This is a genomic window from Rhizobium grahamii (assembly GCF_009498215.1).
Lineage (GTDB): Bacteria > Pseudomonadota > Alphaproteobacteria > Rhizobiales > Rhizobiaceae > Rhizobium > Rhizobium grahamii_A.
The window spans coordinates 2,299,690-2,322,890 of sequence record NZ_CP043498.1 but is presented as its reverse complement, the minus strand read 5'-3'; the positions used below and the strand labels follow the sequence as shown (position 1 = coordinate 2,322,890).

The window sequence follows — 23,201 nt, the reverse complement described above, 5'->3', positions numbered from 1 at the left end:
CGGTCGTCCCTTAGTTGGAAGCCGCAGGCTGTTCGCGAACCGGCGTGATATGGTCGCCGTCGCGGACATAGGCGCCCGCCTTGGCAACGACTTCCTCGCCGTCCTTCAGCCCGTTGGTGATCTCGATATAGGCGCCATCCTGAATGCCCGTCTCGACCTTCGCGAATTTCACGACATTGTCCTCGACCTTGCGGGCGGAAGAGCCGTCGGTGCTGGTGAGGACTGCAGAAAGCGGCAGGGACACGTTTTCAGTGGTGCGCACGACGATATCGGCGCTGCCGTACATGCCGGAGCGGGCCTTGCTGCTGTCGTCGATTAGGATATGAACGAGGCCGAGGCGCGTGACGGGATCGACGGTCGGGGATACGAGGCGAACCGAGCCGCTGATCTTGTCGCGGCTGCCGGAAAGCGAAAGCGTCGCCTTCTGGCCGGGCTCGATCTTGACGATATCGCTCTCGTTAACTTCGGCCACCAGCTCGATCTTGTCGTCGCGGATGATGGTGAAGAGGGGCTCGCCGGTTCCGGATGCAATCGCGCCGACCTTGGCGTTCTTGGCGGAAACCGTGCCGTCAACCGGCGTCTTGACGTCGGTGCGCGCGAGCTTGAGGTTGGCATCGGCAATTTGGCTGTCGGTGACCTTGATATCGGCCACAGCCACCTGGATGGCTTGCTCCGCCGAGGATACGCGTGCGTTGGCGGAGGCCGCGGCAGCATCCGCCTGCTCGACAGTCGCCGTCGAAACGGTTCCCTTCTTGCCCATTTCCTGGGCGCGGGCCTGCTGCTGGCGAGCCTGTTCGGCATTGGCCTGCGCTTCGATCAGCTGCGCGCGCAACTGCGCCTGGCTGGCCTCATTCTTGGCTCTCGTTGCCTGCAGTTGGCTCTTTTCAAGTATGATCGCATCGTCGTTGAGCGTCGCAAGGACGCTGCCGGAGCGTACGTGGTCGCCAACATCCGCGGCGAGCGCGCGGATCGACAGGCCTTCGACCTGTGGCTGCAGATAGATCTCTTCGACGGGTTTTACGGTGCCGGTGGCGACGACGCGATCAACCAGCGTGCGGGTCGCGGCCTTGGTGACGACGATCGCCGGCAAGTTCTGCTGCGGTTTCGAGACGGCTGCCTCCTGGGCAAATGCCGTCGATGCCGCGAATGCAGCGATGACGAGGGTGGAGGCGCGTAGAATGTCAAGCGGCGTGTGTGCCATGCGTCTTCGTCCAATTTTGCCAAGGCCGGCCAAAATCGCGCGTTGTCTCAGCTCGCGAATGCCCGTACCGAATTTTGCAGTCCCAGAGGTATTTCCCGCCTCTTTTGCCGACTCTTACTTCAGAAGTCCCTCATCCGGCAAAATTGGACAAATACGTGGTATTGTTTTGTCCGACGCGCAAGTCCAGCGGAAAATAATTCCTTTCTAAAGCACAATAATTACCGAGTTGCACCGGATCAATCACCATGCGGTTATGCAAGCATTCCGATCGTTGATTATGATCCCGTCATTCGTATGACGAACGAGATCGACAGCATGCGACACCTGCGGGCCGATTATTTGCAGAAAAGCAAAAGCGCGCGGTCGAAACCGCGCGCTCCCGCATTTCATGTTCCCACTATTACTTGGAAGCAGCGTCTGTAATGTCGTGCGTCCAGGCGCCTGCCGGCTCCTTGGTGATGATCTTCTGATCGAGCAGCGCCTTGGCGGTGCGGTCGTAGAGCGTCGTGTCGAGCTTGCCCGATCCGTCGCCGATCAGCTTGGCAACTTCGCCCATCATGCGCTTCTGGTGGTTTTCGTCCTGGCCACCGGCATCAACGACGATCTCGGCAGCATCGTCCGGATTCTCGACGGCGTACTTCCAGCCCTTCATCGAAGCCTTGACGAACTTGGCCATCTTTTCCTTGAAAGCCGGGTCCTTGAGCTTGTCTTCAGAGGCGTAGAGGCCGTCTTCGAGAAGATCGTTGCCCATGGCGGTGTAGTTGAATACAGTCAGTTCTTCCGGCTTGAAGCCGGCATCGATCGCCTGCCAGTACTCGTTATAGGTCATGACGGAGATGCAGTCGGCCTGCTTCTGCAGGAGCGGCTGCACGTCGAAGCTCTGCTTCAGCACGGTCACGCCATCGGCGCCACCTTCTGTCTTCAGGCCGAGCTTGTTCATCCAGGCGAAGAACGGGTATTCGTTGCCGAAGAACCAGACGCCCAGCGTATGGCCCTTGAAGTCGGCTTCGGTCTTGATCGGTCCATCCTTGCGACAAATCAGTTCCATGCCTGATTTCTGGAAGGGCTGGGCGATATTGACGAGCGGAACGCCCTTCTCGCGCGCAACCAAGGCACCACCCATCCAGTCGACGATGACATCGGCGCCACCGCCGGCGATCACCTGTTCCGGTGCGATGTCAGGGCCGCCCGGCTTGATCGTGACATCGAGGCCCTCCTCGTCGTAGTAGCCCTTTTCCTTGGCGACGTAGTAGCCGGCGAACTGCGACTGCGTCACCCACTTGAGCTGCAGCGTCACCTTGTCGGCAGCCATTGCATGGGCTGCCGCGAGCGACATCCCGCTCGCCATCATCGCAACAATCAGTTTTTTCATTTTCTTGTTCCCTCTGAAGTTATGCCCCAATCCCATTCGCGGGAAGAAAGCGACGCCTAGCCACCACGGATAGACGGATGCCAGAAAGTCACCGCCCGTTCTGCAAGGGCGACGACGCCGTAGAAGATCGAGCCGACGAGCGCCGCAACGGCGATTTCGGCCCAGACCATGTCGACATTCATGCGGCCGATCTCCGTGGAGATGCGGAAGCCCATGCCGACGATCGGCGTACCAAAGAACTCCGCGACGATGGCACCGATCAGCGCCAGCGTCGAGTTGATCTTCAATGCATTGAAAATGAAGGGCATCGCTGCAGGAAGCCGAAGCTTCAGCAGCGTCTGCCAGTAGTTGGACGCGTAGGTCTGCATCAGGTCGCGTTCCATCGGGCCGGATGCGGCGAGGCCGGCGACAGTGTTCACCAGCATCGGGAAGAAGGTCATGATGGTAACGACCGCCGCCTTTGACTGCCAGTCGAAGCCGAACCACATCACCATGATCGGCGCGACACCGATGATCGGCAGCGCCGACACCATGTTGCCGATCGGCAGCAATCCGCGACGCAGGAAGGCGACACGATCGGCAAGAATGGCGACGGCAAAGCCTGCACCGCAGCCGATGATGTAACCAGCGAAAACTGCCTTGAAGATCGTCTGGCGTACGTCGTCTGCCAGGATTGGCAGCGAGCCGGCGATCCTGGCGCCGATGGCGCTCGGCGGTGGCAGCAGAACGAAAGGAATGCCGGCGCCGCGCGTCAGCGCTTCCCAGATGATCAGGATCCAGGCACCAAAGATTGCCGGGATCAGCAGCCGTAGGAACGACCGGCCGAAACTGGAACCTGGCGTCATTGCCGAAAGCTCGGTGACGCAGCGCCATGCAAGCAGCCAGCAGGCTGCTATCAGCAGGAAGAAGGATCTGGTGGCCAGACCTTCGTTTCCGGTCACGTCAGCGAGCAGCACCCATGCCGCCCAATGCGCGCCGACCAGCAATACGGCGGCAACGTACGGCTTTGGCAATGGCGCGAAGGAAATAAAGGCAAGGGCGACGATCAGGGTGATCGTCAGACCCACCGTGAGTGGTGACACGGGGTCCGGCGCGCCTTCGGCCATGAGCGGCAAGGTGATGATTGCGATCGCGGTCAGCACGAGGGCAAGAACGCCTTGCCAGGAGAAAGACATCTTCTTCATGCCGGTCTCCCGCCCATCGAGCGATCCACGATCTTGGCGATGAGGCCGACGATGGCGACAAGGCTTGCGGCAAGCACCGAGCCCGCAATGAGGGCAGCCCAGATGTCGATTGTCTGGCTGTAATAGGAGCCGGCGAGCAGCTTCGAGCCGATACCGGCGACAGCGCCGGTCGGGAGCTCGCCGACGATGGCACCGACGAGGCTTGCTGCGATCGCAACCTTCATCGAGGTGAAAAGAAACGGCACGGAGGCTGGAACGCGCAGCTTCCAGAAGGTTTGCGCTGAGGTCGCGTTATAGGTTCGCATCAGGTCGAGGAACATGACCTCGGGCGAGCGCAGTCCCTTCACCATGCCCACCGTGACCGGGAAGAAGGAGAGGTAGGTCGAGATCAGCGCCTTCGGGATCAGGCCGGTGATGTTGATGGCGCCGAGAACGACGATCACCATCGGCGCGATCGCCAGGATCGGTATCGTCTGCGAAGCGATGACCCATGGCATCAGGCTGCGGTCCAGCGCCTTGATATGAACGATACCGACGGCGATCACGATGCCGAGCAGCGTGCCGAAGCCGAAACCGAGCAGCGTCGAGGAGAGCGTCACCCAGCTGTGGTAGACGAGGCTGCGATTGCTCGAGAGCTTCCGCAGGAATGTGTTCTCGAAGACGTTCTGCACCACCTGATGCGGCGCAGGCAGCAATGGCTTCGGCTGTGAGAGCGTGTTTTCAATGAATTCCATGGTACCGGGCGTCTGGTTTGCCCGCTGATCCATATCGCGCTGGAAGGAGGCGTTCATCAGGACTGCCGCGACGTACCAGACTGCGATGAGGACCGCGAGGATGGTGGCGACCGGTATGATCTTGTCTCTAAGGGTGTCGGACGTCATACGGCATGCCTCGGGGTGGAGGGGTTGTGCCGTGGGATACCCCCCTCTGTCCTGCCGGACATCTCCCCCTCAAGGGGGGAGATCGGATGGGGGCACCCGCTCACTCGACGCTCGTTGTTTGGCGAAAAGTCCGCCGCGAGTCGATCTCCCCCTTGAGGGGGAGATGTCCGGCAGGACAGAGGGGGGTGGCCATGAACTCCAAAGCCTCAATGCTCATAGCTATGCCCCGCTCTCAGGCCGTCGCGCACGCGATGGGCGATTTCGAGGAATTCGGGCGTCTCGCGAATGTCGAGCGGGCGTTCGCGTGGCAGCGTTGAATCGATGATATCGGTCACGCGACCGGGGCGAGGGGACATGACCACGATCTTCGTGGAAAGGTAGACCGCCTCGGGGATCGAGTGGGTGACGAAGCAGATCGTCTTGTTGGTGCGCGCCCAGAGCTTCAGAAGCTCCTCGTTCAGATGGTCGCGGACGATTTCGTCGAGCGCACCGAAGGGCTCGTCCATCAACAGCAGATCGGCATCGAAAGCCAGCGCGCGGGCGATCGAGGCGCGCTGCTGCATGCCGCCGGATAGCTGCCAGGGGAATTTCTTCTCGAAACCGGAGAGATTCACGAGATCGAGCGCGCCGGCAATGCGTTTCTTCTGGTCGGCCGATGCGTAGCCCATGATCTCGAGCGGCAGGGCGATGTTCTTCTCGATCGTGCGCCACGGGTAAAGAGCCGGCGCCTGGAAGACATAGCCGTAGGCGCGGGCCTTGCGGGCTTCCTCCGGCGTCATGCCGTTGACGGTGATTTCGCCCGATGTTTTCTTTTCGAGATCGGCGATCACACGCAGGAAGGTCGTCTTCCCGCAGCCCGATGGCCCGATGAAGGAGACGAAGTCACCCTTGCGAACGTCGAGATTGACGTTTGTCAGCGCGTGCACGGGAGCATCGCTGGCATCATAGGTCAGACAGAGGTCCTTTGCGGATACGACGGAGGCAGCTTGCGTCAATGCTTGTGTATCCTGTTTTCCCCGCGCTTCTGCGCTTTGCATGATAGTATGAGTAGCTGTTTTCATTGTTCCGGCAAGGTCCATGGAGGATGACGATGGACGCGACATCAAAGCCCACCTGTCACATTGTGCGCCCCAGTCATGCCTATGACGGCAAGCAGGGGCTGAGTTACTTCGAAGGCATCGCGGCCGAGACGGTCGGCGCCAAGGGCATCTGCATGCATCTGCTGACGATTCCGCCCGGCGTTCGCGCCAAGGCGCATCTGCACGAAGCGCATGAAACGGCGATCTACATGCTCTCCGGCGAGGCTCACACCTGGTACGGCGATGAGCTGGAGCATCATGTCGTCGTGCACACCGGCGAGTTGTTCTACATCCCCGCCGGGGTGCCGCATCTGCCCGCCAATCTCAGCAGTACCCCTTGCACCGCGATCATCGCCCGCACCGATCCGAACGAGCAGGAAAGCGTCGTTCTGCTTCCGGAGCTTGATCGGTTGGTGCAGGAATGATGACAAGGATCAGACCCCCGTCGCCGGGATGCCTGACCGTTCGACCTTTCGCGGTGCGACGAGTTCCTTCCATGTCGACAGCGCCTTGTTGACAGCCTGGAACGGCTCGCGCTTGACGAACTGGCCGTGCCCTTCCTTGGTCTTGACGGTGCTCTCCTCGATCGCGACTTTGCCGCGCGTCAGTGTGAAGCGCGGCAGGCCGGTGACCTGCTTGCCCTCGAAGACGTTGTAGTCGATCGACGATTGCTGCGTCTTGGCCGAGATCGTCTTCGAACGTTTCGGATCCCAGACGACGATATCGGCATCGGCGCCGACGAGGATGGCCCCCTTCTTCGGATAGACGTTGAGGATCTTGGCGATATTGGTCGAGGTGACCGCAACGAACTCGTTCATGGTCAGGCGTCCGGTGTTGACGCCGTGAGTCCACAGCATCGGCAGCCGATCTTCCAGACCGCCGGTGCCGTTCGGGATTTTGGAGAAGTCACCGACGCCGAAGCGCTTCTGGTCGGTGGTGAAGGCGCAATGGTCCGTCGCCACGACCGAGAGCGAGCCTGATTGCAGGCCTGCCCAGAGGCTGTCCTGGTGCTGCTTGTTGCGGAAGGGCGGGGACATGACGCGGCGGGCGGCATGGTCCCAGTCCTTGTCGAAATATTCGCTTTCGTCGAGCGTCAGATGCTGGATCAGCGGTTCGCCGTAGACCCGCATACCCTTCTGGCGGGCACGGCGGATCGCTTCATGCGCCTGTTCGCAGGAGGTGTGCACGACATAGAGCGGCACGCCTGCCATGTCGGCGAGCATGATGGCGCGGTTGGTTGCCTCGCCTTCGACCTCGGGCGGGCGGGAATAGGCATGGGCCTCGGGGCCGTTGTTGCCGTCGGCGAGCAGCTTTGCTGTCATCGAGGCGACGACGTCGCCGTTTTCGGCATGGACGAGTGGCAGCGCACCCAGTTCCGCACAGCGCTGGAAGGAGGCGAACATCTCGTCGTCGTTCACCATCAGCGCGCCCTTGTAGGCCATGAAGTGCTTGAAGGTGTTGATGCCCCTGTCCTTGACCACCGTTTCCATCTCGTTGAAGACGCGCTCGTTCCAGCCGGTGATCGCCATGTGGAACGAGTAGTCGGCGTTGGCGCGGCTCGTCTTGTTGTCCCACATCTGCAGTGCTTCGAGCAGCGACTGCTCCGGTCCCGGCAGGCAGAAATCCACGACCATGGTCGTGCCGCCGGCAAGGCCCGCGCGCGTGCCGCTTTCGAAGTCGTCGGAGGAATAGGTGCCCATGAACGGCATTTCGAGGTGGACATGCGGGTCGATACCCCCCGGCATGACGTAGCAGCCGGTCGCATCGAGCGTCTCCGTGCCGGAGAGGTTCGGGCCGATCTCGACGATCCTGCCGCCCTCGATCTTTACGTCCGCCTTATAGGTCAGGTCCGCGGTGACGATGGTACCGCCCTTGATGACTTTGCTCATGATCAGTTCCCTTGCATTGATTGCTCGCGGCTCTTCGTCCGCTGATAAAAGAAAAGGCGGGAATGATCCCGCCCTTGATTATGCAACGATTTCAGCGGTCTCAACGACGGCGTGGAAGAGGACGTCAGCGCCTGCCGTTGCCCACTCCCTGGAGATCTCCTCCGCCTCGTTGTGCGAGAGGCCCCCGACGCAGGGGCACATGACCATGGTCGTGGGGGCGACCTTGGCCGTCCAGCAGGCATCGTGGCCGGCGCCGGAGATCAGGTTCATGTGGCTGTAGCCGAGCCGTTCGGCAGCGCCACGCACGCGGGAAACGAGGGTCGGGTCGAAGGTCACTGGAGCGAAGTGGCCGATCGCCTCGATCGCGCAACCGACACCGAGCGCTTCGCAGATGGCAGGCGCTTCCGCCTCGATCCGGGCGCGCATGCCGTCGAGCTTCGCCTGATCCGGCGAGCGGATGTCAACAGTGAAGACGACCTTGCCCGGCAGGACGTTGCGCGAGTTCGGGGTGAAGAACACCTGGCCGACGCCGCCAACGGCGCCCGGCTGGTTCTCCATCGCCACGGTCTGCACCATTTCCACGATGCGCGACATGGCAAGGCCGGCGTTGACGCGCATGTTCATCGGAGTTGAGCCGGTGTGGGCTTCCCTGCCGGTCAGCGTGAATTCAAGCCACCAGAGGCCCTGACAGTGCGTGACCACGCCGATCTGCTTGTTCTCGACCTCGAGGATCGGACCCTGCTCGATGTGATACTCGAAATAGGCGTGCATTTTTCGCGCGCCTACCTCTTCCTCGCCGACCCAGCCGATGCGCTTCAGTTCGTCGCCGAAGGTCTTGCCTTCGGGATCCTTGCGGCCATAGGCATATTCCAGCGTATGAACACCCGCGAAGACACCGGAGGCGAGCATGGCGGGCGCAAAGCGAGCACCTTCCTCGTTGGTCCAGTTGGTAACGACAACAGGGTGCCTGGTCTTGATGCCGAGGTCGTTCATCGTGCGCACGACTTCCAGGCCTGCAAGCACGCCAAGAACGCCGTCGTACTTGCCACCGGTCGGCTGGGTGTCGAGGTGCGAGCCGATATAGACGGGCAGGGCGTCCGGATCGGTGCCGGGCCGGGTCGCGAACATCGTGCCCATCTTGTCGATACCGAGCGTCATGCCTGCGTCTTCGCACCATGTCCTGAAGAGGCTGCGCCCCTCGGCATCGGAATCCGTCAACGTCTGGCGGTTGTTGCCGCCAGCAATGCCCGGGCCGATCTTTGCCATGTCCATGAGGCTGTCCCAAAGACGGTCCCCGTTGACGCGCATGTTCTCGCCTGGTGCTGCCACCATCTCCAAAATCCTCACCTGTTTTTTGCGGCCATGCTATTCACATGTCCGCCTGTTCCCGTGGTCAGTATCCGAGCGCCCTTGTTTGTTTTGTTAGCGCCGGAAAATCGCCAGTTGCCTTTGTTTAGCATCTGATTGATAATTTGACCGATTGGTAAACATTACAACTTCCGGCGCTGGGCTCAAGACGAAAATCAGGAAAAATACAGACAAAATTGCCGGCATCTGCTCATTTTTGCAGCACGACGCCGCGCCTGTCCAATCTTGAGTGAAACAGTTGAATTTGAAGGGGAAAACAAGGTCGACATGACAATCCCGAGAGCAGCCAGGACCCAGCGGCGCACGCGCATTCAGGAAGCCAAGGAAGAGCAGATCCTTGAAGCTGCGCTCGATGTGTTTTCGGTCAGCGGTTTTCGCGGTTCCACCATCGATCAGATCGCCGAAGTTGCCGGCATGTCGAAACCGAACCTGCTCTATTATTTCCGCACCAAGGAAGCGATGCATCGGGCGCTGATCGACCGGGTGCTGTTTACCTGGCTGGAGCCGCTGAGAGCCTTCGATGCGGAGGGAAATCCGGAGAGCGAAATCCGCAGCTATATCCGCCGCAAGCTTGAAATGGCGCGCGATTTTCCGCGTGAAAGCCGGCTGTTTGCCAACGAAATGCTGCAGGGGGCGCCGCATGTCGAGGATGAACTGAAGGGTCCGCTGAAGCAACTCGTCGACGAGAAGGCCGAGGTGATCCGCAGTTGGACGAAGGCCGGGAAGATCGCCAAGTGCGATCCCTACCACCTGATCTTCTCGATCTGGTCGACAACGCAGCACTATGCCGACTTCGACGTCCAGGTAAGGGCCGTGCTTGGGCAGGAACATGCCGGCGCCGGCCGTTTCGAGGACGCGGCGCGCTTCCTCGAGCAGCTGTTCATCGACGGGCTGAAGGTGAAGCCGGCACCCGACGCCTCATGATTTGGCGATCGGCATGATCCGGCTGAGAAGTGCGGCAACACTCTCGATCGTGTAGGGCTTCTGAAGCAACTCGACGTCAGCAGCACTGCCGGCCTGGATCATCGCCTCGCCGTAGCCTGTCGCGAAAATCAGCGGTGTCGATTTTTCTCTCAACTTCGCTGCCACCGGCTCACTCGTCTCTTCGCCCAGATGGACGTCGAGCACGGCCAGGTCGAAATGCCTGGCATCGATGAGTTCGAGGGCATGCGCGACGTTTGGCGCCAGCGCCACTTCGGCCGCGCCGAGCTGAAGCAGTATGTCCTCACCGTCCATGGCGATGATCAGATTGTCCTCCACCAGCAGGATCTTCAGACCGGCAAGAGGTTGATGGACGACATGTGAAAGGATCTCCAGCGCGGGATCGTCGTTGCGGCTCGGCACAACCGAGACCGGCCCGGTGGCGAAGGTCACGAATTTCGCCGGAATGCTGAAATGCGCGCGCAGCCCGGCAGGATCATAGATGACGTCGGCCTTGCCGCCGAGATCGTAAGGGATCGAACGCCGGATGATGGTGGTACCGAAGCCCTGGCGCTTGGGCTCATGCACCGGGGGGCCGTCGCTTTCCTTCCAGTCGATCAGCAGGTTGCCTGCCTCGTCTTTTCGCCAGGAGGCCTCGACGGTGCCGCTGTCGCAGAGGCTGCCGTATTTCGCGCTGTTCGTCACAAGCTCGTGGAAGACCAGGGCTGTCGTCGAAAAGGCCTGCGGCGCGAGAAGCGCATCCTCGCCATGCATGACGATGCGAGCGGCATTCTTGCCGAGATAGGCTGCGGCCTCAGCCTGCAACAGCGCGCGCAACGACGCCGGCGCCCAATGATCTCGGGTGATCTGGTCGTGAGCGCGCGCCAGAGCTTGTATGCGGCCTTCGAGGTGGTCGACAAAATCGGACACTTGGTTGGTCGTGCCGCGCGACTGACGGATCAGGCCGCTGATAAGGCCGAGAATGTTGCGGACGCGGTGGTTCAGTTCAGCAATCAGGACTTCCTGACGCTCGTTGGCCTGCTGGCGAACGACATTGGCTTCGTCGGTCAGTCTGAGCACGACCTCGATCAGCGTCACGCGAATGGTTTCGGCAACACTACGCTCGGCGGCTGCAAAGGGCAGGGAGCGGCCACGCACCAGTTCTGACCAGGTCTCGAAGCTCTTTCGCGGCGTCAGCCGCGGTCCGTTCGGGCCGTATTCCAACGGCTTGTGCGGGTCGCCTGCCCAGCGGACCGTGCGGACGATCTCCTGTCGGAAGAGAACCACGTAGTCGCGTGGCGATCGCGATATCGGGATGGCGAGGAAGCCGGCGACGATGCCACCAGGATCGACCTCGGGCCAGAAGCTTTCGATATGGTCGGTTGCGAACACACGACCGGACGCATTGCGATTGAGTCTCCGCACCAGTTCCGCAAACTGCGCCTGCGACGGCGTGACCCCCGTCAGGGCCGAGCGGCCATTGATCCAGACGCCGATACCATCGGCAGGGATCGCGTCCGCAAGCGCATCGATGAGCCAGGTCGGGTCATCGAGCAGGCTCGCATTGTCGGCGACCGAGGTGAGCAGCTTGTCTGCAATGCGCCGGGCCTTGGTCTCGAAATCGAGCGCCAGGCGACGTTCGCGGCTTTCCAGGCGCGAGGCGAACATCTGGCCGAACAGTTCCGACGTCGTGCGCCGCTCGAATGAGGGGAGGCGGGCGGAGTAGTGGTGGCAGGCAAACAGCCCCCACAGCTTGCCGTCGACCACGATCGATATCGAAAGCGAGGCTCCGACCCCCATGTTCTTCAAGTACTCGATGTGAATGGGCGAGACGGAACGGAGGATCGACATCGAGAGATCGAGCGGCCGGCCGTGCTCATCGAGTTCAGGAAGCACGGGGACATTCGGTGCGGCGATATCGGCAATGATGCGAAAGAGGTTGCGGGTGTAGAGCGCGCGGGCCTGCACCGGAATATCCGAGGCCGGATAGTGAAGGCCGAGAAACGAGCCTATGCCGGCGCGTGCCGCTTCAGCCACGACTTCGCCGGACCCGCTTTCATCGAAGCGATAGACCATGACGCGGTCAAAGCCGGTCAAGGCGCGCGCCTGCCGGGCACCCTCGCGAAAGAAGGCCTCAAGCGTCTCGGCCTGGTCGAGTCGGGCCATCATGCTGCGGATCGACATGGTCGAACCGCCTTGGGTGCCCTCCTGCGAGGGTTCGCCCTCGATGACGACCTGGCCGTCGCTCAGGTGAATTGCGATATCGACTATCAGCCCATTATCCGAGAGCGTCACGCCAAAGAGGCGTTCCACCACGTCAGGGCCCCGCATGATCGTCAGTCGGTTGCGCAGGGCATGCATCGTCGGGGAGTGAATGATCTTCGAGATCGGCTGGCCAAGCACGTCGTTGTGGGACAGGCCGATGAACTGCTCGAGATTAGCGGATGCGCGCACGACCAGCCAATCGGTGGAGGCGACGATCAGAAAGCCGAACGGCTGGATGGCGCCCAATCTGTGAATGGGCTCGCGGTCGCAGTTGGTCAGGTCGACCTTTTCCCCAGGCTCGTTCACGAGACGACGAGCTCCAGTTCAATCTCAGCGGCCCGGCGGAAGAGCGCAAAGACATCGCGTGCTGCGGAAATTGCGGTCTCGGGGTCGGCGATGGCTGCCTCGTCAAGGCGGTCCATGAAGACCTTGATGCTGCCGCGTGGGCCATTCGGCGTCAGGTATCGGGCGGGAAGGCCCGCGGTGACGGATTTCGCGAGCATCGCGCCCCCTAGCTTCGAACCTTCCAGCACATAGGCGGCGCCCCAAAGCTCCGCCTCCTGCTGAACAATGAAACCTTCCAGCAGCGGAGGCGGTTTGACGCCGAGGTCGGCAAGGTCGGCCGTCAGGAGTTCGCGGCGGCGTCGCTCCGGCCAATCGGGAAGAAGCTCGATAATCCCGGCGTGCTCCAGCGCCATCTCCACCACCGGAACGATCCGGGCATGTGCGGACAAAAACAAACTGTACTGCGGCGGATCTGACAGGTCGAAGCGGCCAAAGATTGTGTCTACTTCAGCGTGGCAATCGCTGGTCTGTGCGCGAAGGGCGCTCCTGAGTGACATACTGTCAAATTTCCAATGTCTGGTGGTCTAAACCTTTGGCGATATTGGACATATGCTGCACGGTGTCAGTAAATCCAGCCATGGCGCGAAATTTCTTCCGCCGCGAGGCTAGTCATCCCGGTCAAACAGAACACTGACCGAAGCACGCGCCTTGGCGTGGCGGGCGCGATAGGCTTGCCGGATTGCGGTTCGCCGTGGTCCGCGCGCGGGCTCCGGCGACAGGGCCGACAACCAGGCCAAGGCGGTCGGTACGAATTCACCGCCGGCGGGGATCAGCAGGTCATATTCGTCGAGCTGCCGTCGGATACAGCCGCGATCGAAGGAAATGACGGCATTTCCCGCTGCTTTTGCCTCGAAGATCACCAGGGGTTGGGCTTCGTTGGTATAGGTTGTCGGAAAGATAAAGACGTCGATCTCGCGATAGAATGAAGCCTTCGCATCCCCATAGAGCGGTCCACGGTAATCGAGCATGCCGCCGAGCTCGGCAACGGCTGCATCGATGGCGGCGCGCTCTGTGGGATCGGCCGGACCTGCGAGCAGTGCCTTGATCTCAGCGCCCTCCGCGCGTGCCTGTCTTGCCAGCGCGAGGAAAGTATCGAGCCCCTTTTCGCGCGTAAGGTTGCTCAGCATGCCGATCACCAGATGCGTGTGGTCGACAGGTGCGTCGCTCGCTTCCATGGGGGCCACGAAGGCCGCATTGGAGGCAATGTTGCAACGGGCGCGATGTTCATAGGTCTCGGTGAAGCGGTCCCGCATGATGTCGCACAGGAAGATATGTCGCAGCTCGCGACCACCAAACATCAGGGCGCATCGCATCAGCAGTTGGGGACGATCGATGTAGCTGAAACTATGGTGATGCAGATGGGTGCGGTAGCCGAGGAGCCGCGCTGCAAGCACGATAAGGGACACATAGATCATGCCAAGGCCGCCGTCGCAGCCAAGGTAGCAGATCCGGCCTTCCTGCTTGCGATCGCGAAACAGCTGCAGGCAAGCGGCGAGCGTGCGGACGAGCCGGATCGGATGCTTGAGCAGTCTACTTGACGGCGGGGCGATGTTGCGAACCGTGACGTCGTTCGCCTCGGAAAGAAGCGCGATCATGTCCCTGGTCGCGAACGAGAAGCCGTTGAGCGGCGGAGGCAACTGACCGATCGCAACAATATGATGTTTCATGCGGGAGGCTACCTCTTTGCGCCTCCCGACTATCGCATTGGCGGAAGAAAATTCAATCTCCCGTATATCCGCCTTTCCCTGAGGACCAAGCGCTTCAGGCGGCCTTGGTTTCCGAGTTGCTTTGGAACGTAAAGCCCTCGTCGGCCCAACCTGTCATCCCGCCGATCATCACCTTCACCTGAAGGCCAAGCCGGGCAAGGCGGAGGGCTGCCTTGTCGGTGCCGTTGCAGTGCGGGCCGGCGCAATAGACGACGAAGAGTGTCTCGGCGGGCCATTCCGACATGCGATGCGCCGTCATCTTTCCATGCGGCAGGTTGATGGAGCCGGGAATGTGAGAGACGGCGTAGAGGGCCGGGGAGCGCACATCGAGCAGCACGAAATCGCGATGCCCGGCGGTAAGCGAGGCGTGGACATCCCAGCAGTCGGTCTCGAAGGCGAGCTTGCGGGCGTAGTAGGCAGTGGTGGCTTCAGGCGAGGCGGCGGGGGTTTCGGCAACGAAGCTCGGCATGACGGTTCCTTTCGGTTCGGTTGTCAGCTGTTGTCGCCGATGTTATGGCTTGGCGAAATTGGCCATAATGACGGATAGCGTAAAGATCATGCCAAATGCCCTTCCAAAATCCGGTCCGCAGGTTGCCGTGCTCGCCTACGATGGTCTCTGCACCTTCGAATTCGGCATTGCCTACGAGGTATTCGGGCTTCCGCGTCCGGAGATGGGAGAGGATTGGTATCGCTTTGCGGTCTGCGGCATCGAGCCGGGCCCTTGCGGGCGGCCGGCGGGCTGACGGTCAGCGTCGATCGCGGCCTCGATGTTCTCGAGGAAGCCGATCTGATCGTCGTTCCGGGCTGGCGCGGCATCGAGGCGCCGGTGCCGGACGATCTCATCGGTGCGTTGCGCGCGGCCCATGAGCGCGGCGCGCGGGTGATGTCGCTCTGTTCGGGGGTAGCGGTTCTTGCTGCCGCCGGTCTTCTGGCCGGCAGGCGGGCCACGACGCATTGGCGTTACGTCTCCTCCGTCGCCGCGCGCTACCCTGAGATCACGCTGGATGCGAGCGTCCTCTATATGGACGAGGGGAGCATTCTGACCGCGGCCGGGAGTGCTGCCGGTATCGATCTCTGCCTGCATGTCGTCCGTGGCGATTTCGGCGCCGAGGCAGCAAACAGCGTTGCGCGCCGCCTCGTGGTGCCGCCGCATCGCGAGGGAGGGCAGGCGCAGTTCATCAGCGCGCCGGTGCCGCAGGAACGCGAAGGCGTCCGGCTCGGACCGTTGATCGAGTGGATGCGGGCACGGCTCGACGAGGAGCAGCCGATCAGTCTTCTGGCGGCCAAGGCAGGCATGAGCCAGCGTACGTTCCAGAGGCGCTTCGAGACGACGACTGGATCGAGCGTTGGCGAATGGTTGCTGAAGGAGCGATTGCGTCATGCGCGCGAGTTGCTGGAGAGACGCGGCGACGCGTCGCTCGACGATATCGCCATCGCCTGTGGCTTCGGCACACCGGCGACGATGCGCCACCACTTCCGCAAGCGGCTTGGGACCAGCCCGGGTGCCTACCGTCGCTCATTTGCAGGTGGGGAACGCTAGCGCGGAGACAAACGCACGGTTTCCGTGCGTTTGTCGGATGTAATCTATTCGCGTTCTCTAAAAGTAGTGGTGGCGGTGGATGCCATCAAAGCTGCCTGAAATCAGGCAGCAGTTCTTGAAAACACCTCCGCGAACCGCACGGGCAGGGATCGTTGCGGCCGAGTTTTGCTCGACGTCGCCGTGGACGAACTGGCGGCCGGTTTTAACACGGGTTTCCGATGGATAGGATTTGCGTCGCTTGACCTCAAAAGCTGAGATCGGTGAGGTGTTTGCGAGCCATGGCTGCCTCCTCTTGAAAGAGCGCTGCGACAATGCAGCGAGGCATCGATAGCATAAGGCCTTCCATAGGCAACGCCGCGAAAGACAGTCCTCCGCGGCGTTGCAAAGCGGTTACTCCGCGGCCTGGCGAGCCATTGGGTTGTTCGGATGCGTCGTCCAGTTGGCGTAGTTCGGGTCAACAGGACGGCCCGTGCGCTGGTCGAGTTCGCCTACGGGCAGCTGTTCCATCGTGATGCAGTTCTCGACAGGACAGACGTTGACGCAGAGATTGCAGCCGACGCATTCGTCTTCCATCACTTCGAAGTGCCTGACGCCATTGACGAACTGGGTGATCGCCTGGTGCGAGGTGTCCTCGCAGGCGATGTGACAGCGGCCGCACTTGATGCAGGCGTCCTGGTCGATCTTCGCCTTGGCGATGTAGTTGAGGTTGAGATACTGCCAGTCCGAGACATTCGGCACGGCGCGGCCTGTGATGTCGTCCAGATTACGATGGCCCTTGGCATCCATCCAGTCCGAGAGGCCCGATATCATCTCCTGCACGATCTTGAAGCCATAGGTCATCGCGGCGGTGCAGACCTGCACGTTGCCGGCGCCGAGCACCAGGAACTCGGCGGCGTCGCGCCAGGTGGTGATGCCACCGATGCCCGAGATCGGCAGGCCGTAGGTCTCAGGATCGCGGGCGATCTCGGCGACCATGTTGAGCGCGATCGGCTTGACCGCCGGGCCGCAATAGCCGCCATGGCTGCCCTTGCCGTCGATCGATGGCTCGGGGGAGAAGGTGTCGAGATTGACCGATGTGATCGAGTTGATCGTGTTGATCAGCGAGACCGCATCCGTGCCGCCGGCCTTTGCCGCGCGGGCCGGCTTGCGGATATCGGTGATATTGGGCGTCAGCTTGGTGATGACGGGCATGCGCGTGTACTGCTTGCACCAGCGAACGACCATCTCGATGTATTCAGGCACCTGGCCGACGGCGGCACCCATGCCGCGCTCGGACATGCCGTGCGGACAGCCGAAGTTGAGCTCGATACCGTCGGCACCGGTTTCCTCGACGAGCGGCAGGATTGCTTTCCAGCTTTCCTCCTCGCACGGCACCATGATCGAGGCGATCAGGGCGCGATCCGGCCAGTTCATCTTCACCTGCTTCATTTCGCGCAGGTTGGTATAAAGGTCGCGGTCGGTGATGAGCTCGATGTTGTTGAGCCCGAGCAGACGACGGTCAGCGCCCCAGATCGCGCCGTAGCGCGGGCCGTTGACGTTGACGACAGGAGGACCTTCCTCGCCGAGCGTCTTCCAGACCACGCCGCCCCAGCCTGCCTTGAAGGCGCGCTCGACGTTGTAGGCCTTGTCGGTCGGCGGCGCGGAAGCCAGCCAGAACGGGTTCGGAGACTTGATGCCGACGAAATTATTGCGGAGATCAGCCATTGTTCATTCTCCCCTTCACGCCACGGCAACGGCTGGCTGCGTGCCGGCAGCAAGCATACGATTGATGGATTCAGCGGCGTCGCGACCCTGCGCGACTGCCGAAACGGTCAGGTCGTTACCGCCGAAGACGCAGTCGCCGCCGGCCCACACGCCATCAAGCGAGGTCTTTCCATCGCCATCGATGGCGATGCGGCCGGATTCCATGCGAAGCGCACCAAGGCCCGAGGCATCGAAGGTCTGGCCGATCGCCTTGAAGATCTGATCGGCAGCAATGACGCCGGTCTCGCCCGTCGTCGACAGGCGGCCATCGACCAGCTTGGTGTACTCCACCTCGATCGCGGCGACCTTGCCGTCCTGCGCGAGAATGGACTTCGGCGCCAGCCAATGGCGAATGATGACGCCCTTCGATGTCGCGAGATCCTGCTCGAATTCCGAGGCGTTCATATGTTCCTTGCCGCGGCGATAACAGATCGTGACTTCCTCCGCGCCGAGGAGTTTCGCCTGCACGGCGGCGTCGATGGCGGTCATGCCGCCACCAAGGACGACGACGCGGCGACCGATGGCAATCTCGCCCTTGTCTTCGGCCTGGCGCAGGCCGGCGATGAAGTCGACGGCATCATCGACGCCGGCGAGGTTTTCGCCTTCGACGCGCAGAGCATTGACGCCCGCGAGCCCGATGCCGAGGAATACGGCGTCATACTGCGATTGCAGATCGGCGAGCGAAAAATCGCGGCCGAGCCGCTGGTCGTGACGGACTTCAATGCCGCCGATCGCCAGCACGTAGTCGACTTCCTTCTGGGCGAAGTCATCGACAGCCTTGTAGGTGGCGATGCCGTATTCGTTGAGGCCGCCGGACTTTGCCTTGCCATCGTAGATGACGACGTCATGGCCCTTCACGGCGAGGCGGTGGGCAGCAGCGAGGCCGGCGGGGCCGGCGCCGACCACGGCGACCTTCTTTCCGGATGAGGCGGCGCGGCTGTAGAACTGCCTGTCAGCCTGCATGGCCGTGTCAGTCGCGTAGCGCTGAAGGCGACCGATTTCGACAGGGCGTTCCTCTGCGGTGTTGCGCACGCAGGCCTGCTCACACAACTCTTCGGTGGGACAGACTCGGGCGCACATTCCGCCCAGAATATTCTGGTCGAAGATCGTCTTGGCGGAGCCAAGCGGATTTCCCGTCGATATCTGCCTGATGAAAAGCGGGATATCGATGGAGGTGGGACAGGCCGTCATGCACGGCGCGTCATAGCAGAAGTAACAGCGGTCAGCTGCGACCAGCGCCTCGTGCTTGTCGAGGCGCGGATGAAGATCGGAGAAGTTCGACTCGTACTCCGCGGGCGAAAGCCGGCCAGCACGAATCCCAGTTCCCAGTCGTTCCATTGAAGTTCCCTCATTATTGGTAAACGGCCAGTGAGGGAAAGCGTAACTCAGCTTCAAAAATTTATCAAACGGTAAAATTTCGGGCAATTCGCCCTTGTATCAGGATGCCTGAAGGCAGTTTTTCCGAGCTTGGCGAAGGCGCGAGGCGGCGTATGCAGGTTGGCTTTCGCGAAAATCAAGAAAATTGATAAAACGCAGAAATACAGGGAACCAATCCGTTACCGGCTCGTTTAAGCGATATCCGAACGGTGATCGCATCGACCCAAAAATGCGCGCCCCCAACCCATCGTTCGGATCTACACTCACGGTCCCCTCCCGGTGAGTGAAGACAGCCGGTGCGCCGCCCTCGCACTGGCTGTTCTTCGTTTGGGGTCCCGCTGGTCGCGTCGAGGTGTCGTTCTTTCCTGATTTAGCGGATGGAGGCCGGTTGTGCTCGTCGAAGGATTTCAAACTCGGCATCAGGAATCAGCAGATCATATTCGATGCGCGTCGCTGTCAGGCGCAGCTCCGCGCGGCCATTGACCGAGGAAGGAACGACGCGTTCGAGCACGGTCCGTCCGAAGCTGTTGTCGCTGAGATCGTGGGTGGGGGTTTCGTGCGGCAGCATCTCGATCCAGGACATGAGGATCGCCTTGCGATCACCGATCGTCGTCTCGCGGCAGTCGATTGCCACTGACGTCGAGCCGTTGGCGATAGCGCCCGACGTCGCGGAGTTGACGATCAGCTCATGGAGAGCGAGGCCGACGTGAACGGCGGCGTTCGGCGTCAGATGGACGTTAAGGCCGCTGACAGGGATATGCCCAGCTGCTTCCGGCCAATAGGGCGCGAATTGCTTCTGAGCTAGTTCGAAGAGGAACGCGCCGCGCCAGCTCGAATCCGTAATCAAATCCTGGGAATTCGACAGGGATTGCAGGCGGCCACGGAATTTCACGAGGAAACCGTCCAGCGATATGGTGTTGCGCGCAGTCTGCGTCGCAATTCCCTGAATGATCGCCAGGAGGTTCTTCGAGCGATGCGACAGCTCGCGCAACAGCGATTTCAGGACCTTCTCGCGATGCCGCGTTTCGGTGATTTCGGTCACGATCGACAGGATGCCGGCCTGGTTGCCGACGTTGGCGCGCTCGATCTTGATCTCGTAGGTACGCATTTCGCCTTCGATGGCGATATCCGCCTCCGTGGTGGTGGAGGTGCCGCTTTCGAGGACAAGCCGCTTGATCTGCTCCAGTCGGTGGCCGTGCGCGGTGCCGAAGAGATCGGCATCGCTGCCGCCGGCGGAATGCAGGCTGAAATGCGGAGGGAGATTTTCGGTGTAGACGATCGCGAGGTCTGGGTCTTGATAGACAAGCGCAATTCCGGCGCTGGCGAGCGCGCGACCCATGAGCAGTTCTTTACTTTCCAGTTCGAAAGAAGCGCCGGCCAATGGTCCAGTCCTGTTCACCCGGCCGCCTTTCCCTCGATCCTTATGCGCATGAGAAGTAGGCCAAAAATGCACGGCTCACGCCGCCCACTTCTCTTTAGACGCAAGCACTGCACAAAATCTTAAAACCGAAAGCGTTTCAGATTGACTGCAACGCTTTCCGTTTGTCTTTGTTCCGCATTCGCTCGATTTTTATATCAGGCGGCCGCCTTGGTGGTCTCGTTGAAGAAGAGAGCCTGGCTGATCAGCGCCTTCACCATGTCGGGATTAAACGGCTTGGTGACAAGGAAGGTCGGCTCCGGCCGCTCGCCGGTCAGGAGGCGTTCAGGGAAGGCGGTGATGAAGATGACCGGTACGCTTGATGTTTTCAGGATGTCGTTGACGGCATCGATGCCCGAGCTGCCATCGGCAAGCTGGATGTCGGCAAGCACCATGCTGGGCTTCGTGCGGTTATAAAGCGCAACGGCTTCGGCATGCGTGCGGGCAATGCCGGTGACGCGATGGCCGAGGCTTTCCACCATTTGCTCGATGTCCATCGCGATCAGCGGTTCGTCCTCGATGATCATGATGTCTGTGGCAACCTGCCGAGAGATCTCGCGCGAAGCGCTGTCGAGAAGGCCTGCAATGTCGTCTTCGCTGGTCGCGAGAATCTGTGCGATTTCGCCGACACGGAAGTTTTCGACCGAGGCGAGGATGAATGCCTGACGGGCGCGCGGCGAAACCTTGCCGAGATTGAGTGTTGCGCGCTGCTCCCAGGCGTAGGGCGAGGACGGCTCCGGAATCTGTACTGTCGAGGAACCAAACATCGTTGTGAACAGTTTGTAGAGTGCGACACGATCATCTGCCGTATCCGGGAAAATGGATATGTCGGCGATGATCGCCTCAAGAACAGCGGCGACGTATGCGTCTCCAGACGTCTGAGTGCCGGTCAGCGCGCGAGAATAGCGGCGCAAGTACGGAAGGTGCGGCGCAATTCGGGTAGAAAGTGTCATAGAAAGCTCCCATCTGCAGGGCCGCAATACGGCTCCAGTGAAAAGGGAACGCATCGTGCTGCAAAAAAGTTCCTCACCTTTGGGAACTTTTTTTCAGCCACGGCATTTTCTCCGCGATGATCGGAGGGCAATCGACGTTTTGTTGAGTATTTTGAGGTTCGCTCGACAAGACGGATTACCGATAGGCGTCAGTATGGGAATGGCGCCAGAGAAAGAGACGGGAAGTGGTTAAGTGATGACAACCAGACAGAAAGAAGACATGGACGGCCATCGGTCAGAGATGCGCGCGGGGGACCTACTGGATCCGAATAGCCAGATCGGCGTCCGGTTGCGGTCCCTCTACGCAGCCGTCCAGGAAGAGGCGATTCCGGATCGTTTTCTGGATTTGCTGGAAAAGCTCGATCAGGCCGAGCTGATGGCTTCGGCCAAAGCCGTAAAGTAAGGTGAGCCGATGGATAATCAGCAGCCAAGCTTCAAGCGAGAGCTTCTTTCAGCGCTTCCCAGCCTCCGCGCTTTCGCGATATCCCTGATCGGTCGCCACGACCGGGCGGACGATCTTGTCCAGGACACCATCATGAAGGCATGGGCCAAGCAGGACCATTTCGAGATGGGAACGAACATGAAGGCGTGGCTTTTCACGATCCTTCGAAACGAGCTTTACAGCCAGATGCGCAAGAGCGGTCGCGAGATCCAGGACAGCGACGGCCTGTTCACTGAATCCATGGCGACGCATCCCTCGCAATACGGCGCACTCGATCTTCAGGACTTCAAGAAGGCCCTGGAGCAGCTGCCGCCGGACCAGCGCGAAGCCATCATTCTGGTTGGCGCCTCCGGCTTCTCTTACGAGGAAGCGGCAGAGATATGCGGCTGCGCGGTCGGAACGATCAAGAGCCGCGTCAACCGTGCGCGCCAGCGTCTGCAGGAACTGCTCAAGATCACCGGAGAGGCCGATTTCGGTCCGGATGCAACGTCATCGCCACTGACTTCGAAGGCGTTTGCCTTCTGACAATCCATAAAGGGAGGAAAAAGGCCGGCTGCCTTCGGGCGCCGGCTTTTTTGTTGTCGGAGATTGTCGCGACTTTATCAGTCGCGGCTCTTCGATCCCATCAGGCTCGATGCAACAACTGCCGCGATGATACCGGCGGTCATAAGCGGTTGGGTACGAAGAAGGCCGATGCCCGTGGCGGCAAGCGATTCCAGTGCATCGCGCCGTTCCTTGGCGCGGCGAGCTTCCTGCGCGTTGATAACGGTCATCACGATCAAAACGATGATCGCAACGAGCAGCGCACAGGCGGCGAGGAAAAGCGATGCGCCGATCGGGCCATAAATCCCGGCGAGCCAGATGGCGCCGGCAACCACCGCGAGGGCGTACGCCGTCAGGATGAAAATGACTGCAAGGGCAATGAAAATACCGTTGCGCTTGGTTCGCGCAACGGTACGACTGACGCTCGTGCCAACAAGAAGGCTGAGAATCGGAAACAGCATCTAGCCTCCTAACGGCGTGCAAGAAGCGCGAGGACCAGCCCGAAGGCTGCCGCCGCGCCGATGGTGGCGACCGGATGTTTGCGCACCGTGTTTTTCACCTCGTTGGCGCCGCGCAGGTATCCGTCCTGAAGGTCCCGAAGCAGATCTTCGCTTCGCCCGATCAGTTCATCATATCCAGCGGCGGCCTGGTAGCGAATCTTATCGCTTTGCCGGCGCGAATTTTTTCCGAGTGCCTGTGTCAGGGCTGCAATCTCATCCCTCAAGGATTCGATCTGCTCTTCGACGGTTGCTTCGATCGAATGAAGTGCTGCGCTTCCGTTGCGGCGGTTGCGTGCGGAGTGAAGAAAGGAATGCGCCACGAGTCTTCTCCATTGCTGCGGCGTTATCAACGCCGTCGGTTCAACACAGGATCATCACGGAAGTTCGCATGAAGAATGATGCCCGACAATGACCCAAATCAAAGGCTTAACGCCCT

21 protein-coding genes and 1 pseudogene are annotated in these 23,201 nt (G+C 60.9%); 5 read left to right on the top strand and 17 right to left on the bottom strand.

Annotated features, from left to right (window positions below):
* Positions 1 to 10: 10 nt before the first annotated feature.
* The 5 genes from FZ934_RS11275 to FZ934_RS11255 all read right to left on the bottom strand — a co-directional run bounded on the left by FZ934_RS11275 (position 11) and on the right by FZ934_RS11255 (position 5,675).
* Positions 11 to 1,201, bottom strand: coding sequence for an efflux RND transporter periplasmic adaptor subunit (locus tag FZ934_RS11275; protein ID WP_153271142.1), 1,191 nt, complete (start codon positions 1,199 to 1,201; stop codon positions 11 to 13).
* Positions 1,202 to 1,601: 400 nt separating this feature from the next.
* Positions 1,602 to 2,573 carry an ABC transporter substrate-binding protein gene (locus FZ934_RS11270; protein WP_153271141.1) on the bottom strand — a complete coding sequence of 324 codons (972 nt, stop codon included), beginning with the start codon at positions 2,571 to 2,573 and terminating at the stop codon, positions 1,602 to 1,604.
* A gap of 56 nt (positions 2,574 to 2,629) precedes the next feature.
* Complete coding sequence (locus FZ934_RS11265) at positions 2,630 to 3,757, bottom strand: ABC transporter permease (RefSeq protein WP_153271140.1); 1,128 nt, start codon at positions 3,755 to 3,757, stop codon at positions 2,630 to 2,632.
* The gene (locus FZ934_RS11260; RefSeq protein WP_153271139.1) at positions 3,754 to 4,638 is read right to left on the bottom strand and encodes an ABC transporter permease; all 885 of its coding nucleotides are present in this window, start codon (positions 4,636 to 4,638) and stop codon (positions 3,754 to 3,756) included. The genes FZ934_RS11265 and FZ934_RS11260 overlap by 4 nt, the downstream gene beginning before the upstream one ends.
* A 206-nt stretch (positions 4,639 to 4,844) precedes the next feature.
* Complete coding sequence (locus FZ934_RS11255) at positions 4,845 to 5,675, bottom strand: ABC transporter ATP-binding protein (RefSeq protein ID WP_194273701.1); 831 nt, start codon at positions 5,673 to 5,675, stop codon at positions 4,845 to 4,847.
* Positions 5,676 to 5,728: 53 nt separating this feature from the next.
* Between FZ934_RS11255 and FZ934_RS11250 the strand changes: the two genes are divergently transcribed.
* Positions 5,729 to 6,142: a cupin domain-containing protein gene (locus FZ934_RS11250; RefSeq protein ID WP_153271138.1), complete on the top strand. Its 414-nt coding sequence runs from the start codon at positions 5,729 to 5,731 to the stop codon at positions 6,140 to 6,142.
* A 9-nt stretch (positions 6,143 to 6,151) separates the two neighbouring features.
* Here FZ934_RS11250 and hydA read toward each other — a convergent pair whose 3' ends face one another.
* The gene (gene hydA / locus FZ934_RS11245) at positions 6,152 to 7,606 is read right to left on the bottom strand and encodes a dihydropyrimidinase (RefSeq protein WP_153271137.1); all 1,455 of its coding nucleotides are present in this window, start codon (positions 7,604 to 7,606) and stop codon (positions 6,152 to 6,154) included.
* 78 nt (positions 7,607 to 7,684) lie between these two features.
* Positions 7,685 to 8,938, bottom strand: a complete 1,254-nt coding sequence (locus FZ934_RS11240; protein ID WP_153271136.1) for a Zn-dependent hydrolase — start codon at positions 8,936 to 8,938, stop codon at positions 7,685 to 7,687.
* 303 nt (positions 8,939 to 9,241) lie between these two features.
* Between FZ934_RS11240 and FZ934_RS11235 the strand changes: the two genes are divergently transcribed.
* Positions 9,242 to 9,898: a TetR family transcriptional regulator C-terminal domain-containing protein gene (locus FZ934_RS11235; protein WP_153271135.1), complete on the top strand. Its 657-nt coding sequence runs from the start codon at positions 9,242 to 9,244 to the stop codon at positions 9,896 to 9,898.
* Here the strand turns inward: FZ934_RS11235 and FZ934_RS11230 are convergent.
* The 4 genes from FZ934_RS11230 to FZ934_RS11215 form a co-directional block, all read right to left on the bottom strand.
* Positions 9,893 to 12,466 (bottom strand): HWE histidine kinase domain-containing protein, encoded by a 2,574-nt coding sequence (locus tag FZ934_RS11230; protein ID WP_153271134.1) that lies wholly within the window; start codon positions 12,464 to 12,466, stop codon positions 9,893 to 9,895. The two genes, FZ934_RS11235 and FZ934_RS11230, sit on opposite strands and share 6 nt — an antisense overlap.
* On the bottom strand, positions 12,463 to 13,002 hold the full coding sequence (locus FZ934_RS11225; RefSeq protein WP_153271133.1) for a biliverdin-producing heme oxygenase: 540 nt from the start codon (positions 13,000 to 13,002) through the stop codon (positions 12,463 to 12,465). The genes FZ934_RS11230 and FZ934_RS11225 overlap by 4 nt, the downstream gene beginning before the upstream one ends.
* Positions 13,003 to 13,110: 108 nt before the next feature.
* A complete protein-coding gene (locus FZ934_RS11220) occupies positions 13,111 to 14,172 on the bottom strand; it encodes a glycosyltransferase family 4 protein (protein WP_153271132.1) in 1,062 nt (353 codons plus the stop codon).
* Between the two features lie 94 nt (positions 14,173 to 14,266).
* Complete coding sequence (locus tag FZ934_RS11215) at positions 14,267 to 14,680, bottom strand: rhodanese-like domain-containing protein (protein WP_153271131.1); 414 nt, start codon at positions 14,678 to 14,680, stop codon at positions 14,267 to 14,269.
* Between the two features lie 67 nt (positions 14,681 to 14,747).
* Here FZ934_RS11215 and ftrA point away from each other — a divergent pair.
* Positions 14,748 to 15,751, top strand: a pseudogene (gene ftrA / locus FZ934_RS11210) (transcriptional regulator FtrA).
* Positions 15,752 to 16,141: 390 nt separating this feature from the next.
* Here ftrA and preA read toward each other — a convergent pair.
* The 4 genes from preA to FZ934_RS11190 form a co-directional block, all read right to left on the bottom strand.
* Positions 16,142 to 17,455: an NAD-dependent dihydropyrimidine dehydrogenase subunit PreA gene (gene preA, locus FZ934_RS11205; protein ID WP_153271130.1), complete on the bottom strand. Its 1,314-nt coding sequence runs from the start codon at positions 17,453 to 17,455 to the stop codon at positions 16,142 to 16,144.
* Positions 17,456 to 17,470: 15 nt separating this feature from the next.
* On the bottom strand, positions 17,471 to 18,832 hold the full coding sequence (locus FZ934_RS11200) for an NAD(P)-dependent oxidoreductase (protein WP_153271129.1): 1,362 nt from the start codon (positions 18,830 to 18,832) through the stop codon (positions 17,471 to 17,473).
* 409 nt (positions 18,833 to 19,241) lie between these two features.
* Positions 19,242 to 20,252 (bottom strand): PAS domain-containing sensor histidine kinase, encoded by a 1,011-nt coding sequence (locus FZ934_RS11195; protein ID WP_246737786.1) that lies wholly within the window; start codon positions 20,250 to 20,252, stop codon positions 19,242 to 19,244.
* A gap of 194 nt (positions 20,253 to 20,446) precedes the next feature.
* Positions 20,447 to 21,241, bottom strand: coding sequence for a response regulator (locus FZ934_RS11190; RefSeq protein ID WP_056811934.1), 795 nt, complete (start codon positions 21,239 to 21,241; stop codon positions 20,447 to 20,449).
* A gap of 280 nt (positions 21,242 to 21,521) precedes the next feature.
* Here FZ934_RS11190 and FZ934_RS11185 point away from each other — a divergent pair, with 280 nt between their 5' ends.
* Together FZ934_RS11185 and FZ934_RS11180 are read left to right on the top strand one after the other, a co-directional pair.
* Entirely contained in the window at positions 21,522 to 21,683 is a 162-nt protein-coding gene (locus tag FZ934_RS11185; protein ID WP_246778240.1) for a NepR family anti-sigma factor, read from the top strand.
* Between the two features lie 9 nt (positions 21,684 to 21,692).
* Positions 21,693 to 22,247, top strand: a complete 555-nt coding sequence (locus FZ934_RS11180; RefSeq protein ID WP_056811928.1) for an RNA polymerase sigma factor — start codon at positions 21,693 to 21,695, stop codon at positions 22,245 to 22,247.
* A 77-nt stretch (positions 22,248 to 22,324) separates the two neighbouring features.
* On the opposite strand, the gene FZ934_RS11175 is transcribed toward FZ934_RS11180, so the two are convergent.
* Positions 22,325 to 22,726, bottom strand: a complete 402-nt coding sequence (locus FZ934_RS11175; protein ID WP_153271128.1) for a hypothetical protein — start codon at positions 22,724 to 22,726, stop codon at positions 22,325 to 22,327.
* A gap of 8 nt (positions 22,727 to 22,734) precedes the next feature.
* A complete protein-coding gene (locus FZ934_RS11170; protein WP_153271127.1) occupies positions 22,735 to 23,085 on the bottom strand; it encodes a DUF883 family protein in 351 nt (116 codons plus the stop codon).
* Positions 23,086 to 23,201 lie beyond the last annotated feature (116 nt).

What these genes read in the sequence shown, in the direction of transcription:
- FZ934_RS11275 (WP_153271142.1), bottom strand. Translation starts at nt 1,201, where the DNA reads ATGGCACACACGCCGCTTGACATTCTACGCGCCTCCACCCTCGTCATC.
- FZ934_RS11270 (WP_153271141.1), bottom strand. Translation starts at nt 2,573, where the DNA reads ATGAAAAAACTGATTGTTGCGATGATGGCGAGCGGGATGTCGCTCGCG.
- FZ934_RS11265 (WP_153271140.1), bottom strand. Translation starts at nt 3,757, where the DNA reads ATGAAGAAGATGTCTTTCTCCTGGCAAGGCGTTCTTGCCCTCGTGCTG.
- FZ934_RS11260 (WP_153271139.1), bottom strand. Translation starts at nt 4,638, where the DNA reads ATGACGTCCGACACCCTTAGAGACAAGATCATACCGGTCGCCACCATC.
- FZ934_RS11255 (WP_194273701.1), bottom strand. Translation starts at nt 5,675, where the DNA reads ATGCAAAGCGCAGAAGCGCGGGGAAAACAGGATACACAAGCATTGACG.
- FZ934_RS11250 (WP_153271138.1), top strand. Translation starts at nt 5,729, where the DNA reads ATGGACGCGACATCAAAGCCCACCTGTCACATTGTGCGCCCCAGTCAT.
- hydA (WP_153271137.1), bottom strand. Translation starts at nt 7,606, where the DNA reads ATGAGCAAAGTCATCAAGGGCGGTACCATCGTCACCGCGGACCTGACC.
- FZ934_RS11240 (WP_153271136.1), bottom strand. Translation starts at nt 8,938, where the DNA reads ATGGTGGCAGCACCAGGCGAGAACATGCGCGTCAACGGGGACCGTCTT.
- FZ934_RS11235 (WP_153271135.1), top strand. Translation starts at nt 9,242, where the DNA reads ATGACAATCCCGAGAGCAGCCAGGACCCAGCGGCGCACGCGCATTCAG.
- FZ934_RS11225 (WP_153271133.1), bottom strand. Translation starts at nt 13,002, where the DNA reads ATGTCACTCAGGAGCGCCCTTCGCGCACAGACCAGCGATTGCCACGCT.
- FZ934_RS11220 (WP_153271132.1), bottom strand. Translation starts at nt 14,172, where the DNA reads ATGAAACATCATATTGTTGCGATCGGTCAGTTGCCTCCGCCGCTCAAC.
- FZ934_RS11215 (WP_153271131.1), bottom strand. Translation starts at nt 14,680, where the DNA reads ATGCCGAGCTTCGTTGCCGAAACCCCCGCCGCCTCGCCTGAAGCCACC.
- preA (WP_153271130.1), bottom strand. Translation starts at nt 17,455, where the DNA reads ATGGCTGATCTCCGCAATAATTTCGTCGGCATCAAGTCTCCGAACCCG.
- FZ934_RS11200 (WP_153271129.1), bottom strand. Translation starts at nt 18,832, where the DNA reads ATGGAACGACTGGGAACTGGGATTCGTGCTGGCCGGCTTTCGCCCGCG.
- FZ934_RS11190 (WP_056811934.1), bottom strand. Translation starts at nt 21,241, where the DNA reads ATGACACTTTCTACCCGAATTGCGCCGCACCTTCCGTACTTGCGCCGC.
- FZ934_RS11185 (WP_246778240.1), top strand. Translation starts at nt 21,522, where the DNA reads ATGCGCGCGGGGGACCTACTGGATCCGAATAGCCAGATCGGCGTCCGG.
- FZ934_RS11180 (WP_056811928.1), top strand. Translation starts at nt 21,693, where the DNA reads ATGGATAATCAGCAGCCAAGCTTCAAGCGAGAGCTTCTTTCAGCGCTT.
- FZ934_RS11175 (WP_153271128.1), bottom strand. Translation starts at nt 22,726, where the DNA reads ATGCTGTTTCCGATTCTCAGCCTTCTTGTTGGCACGAGCGTCAGTCGT.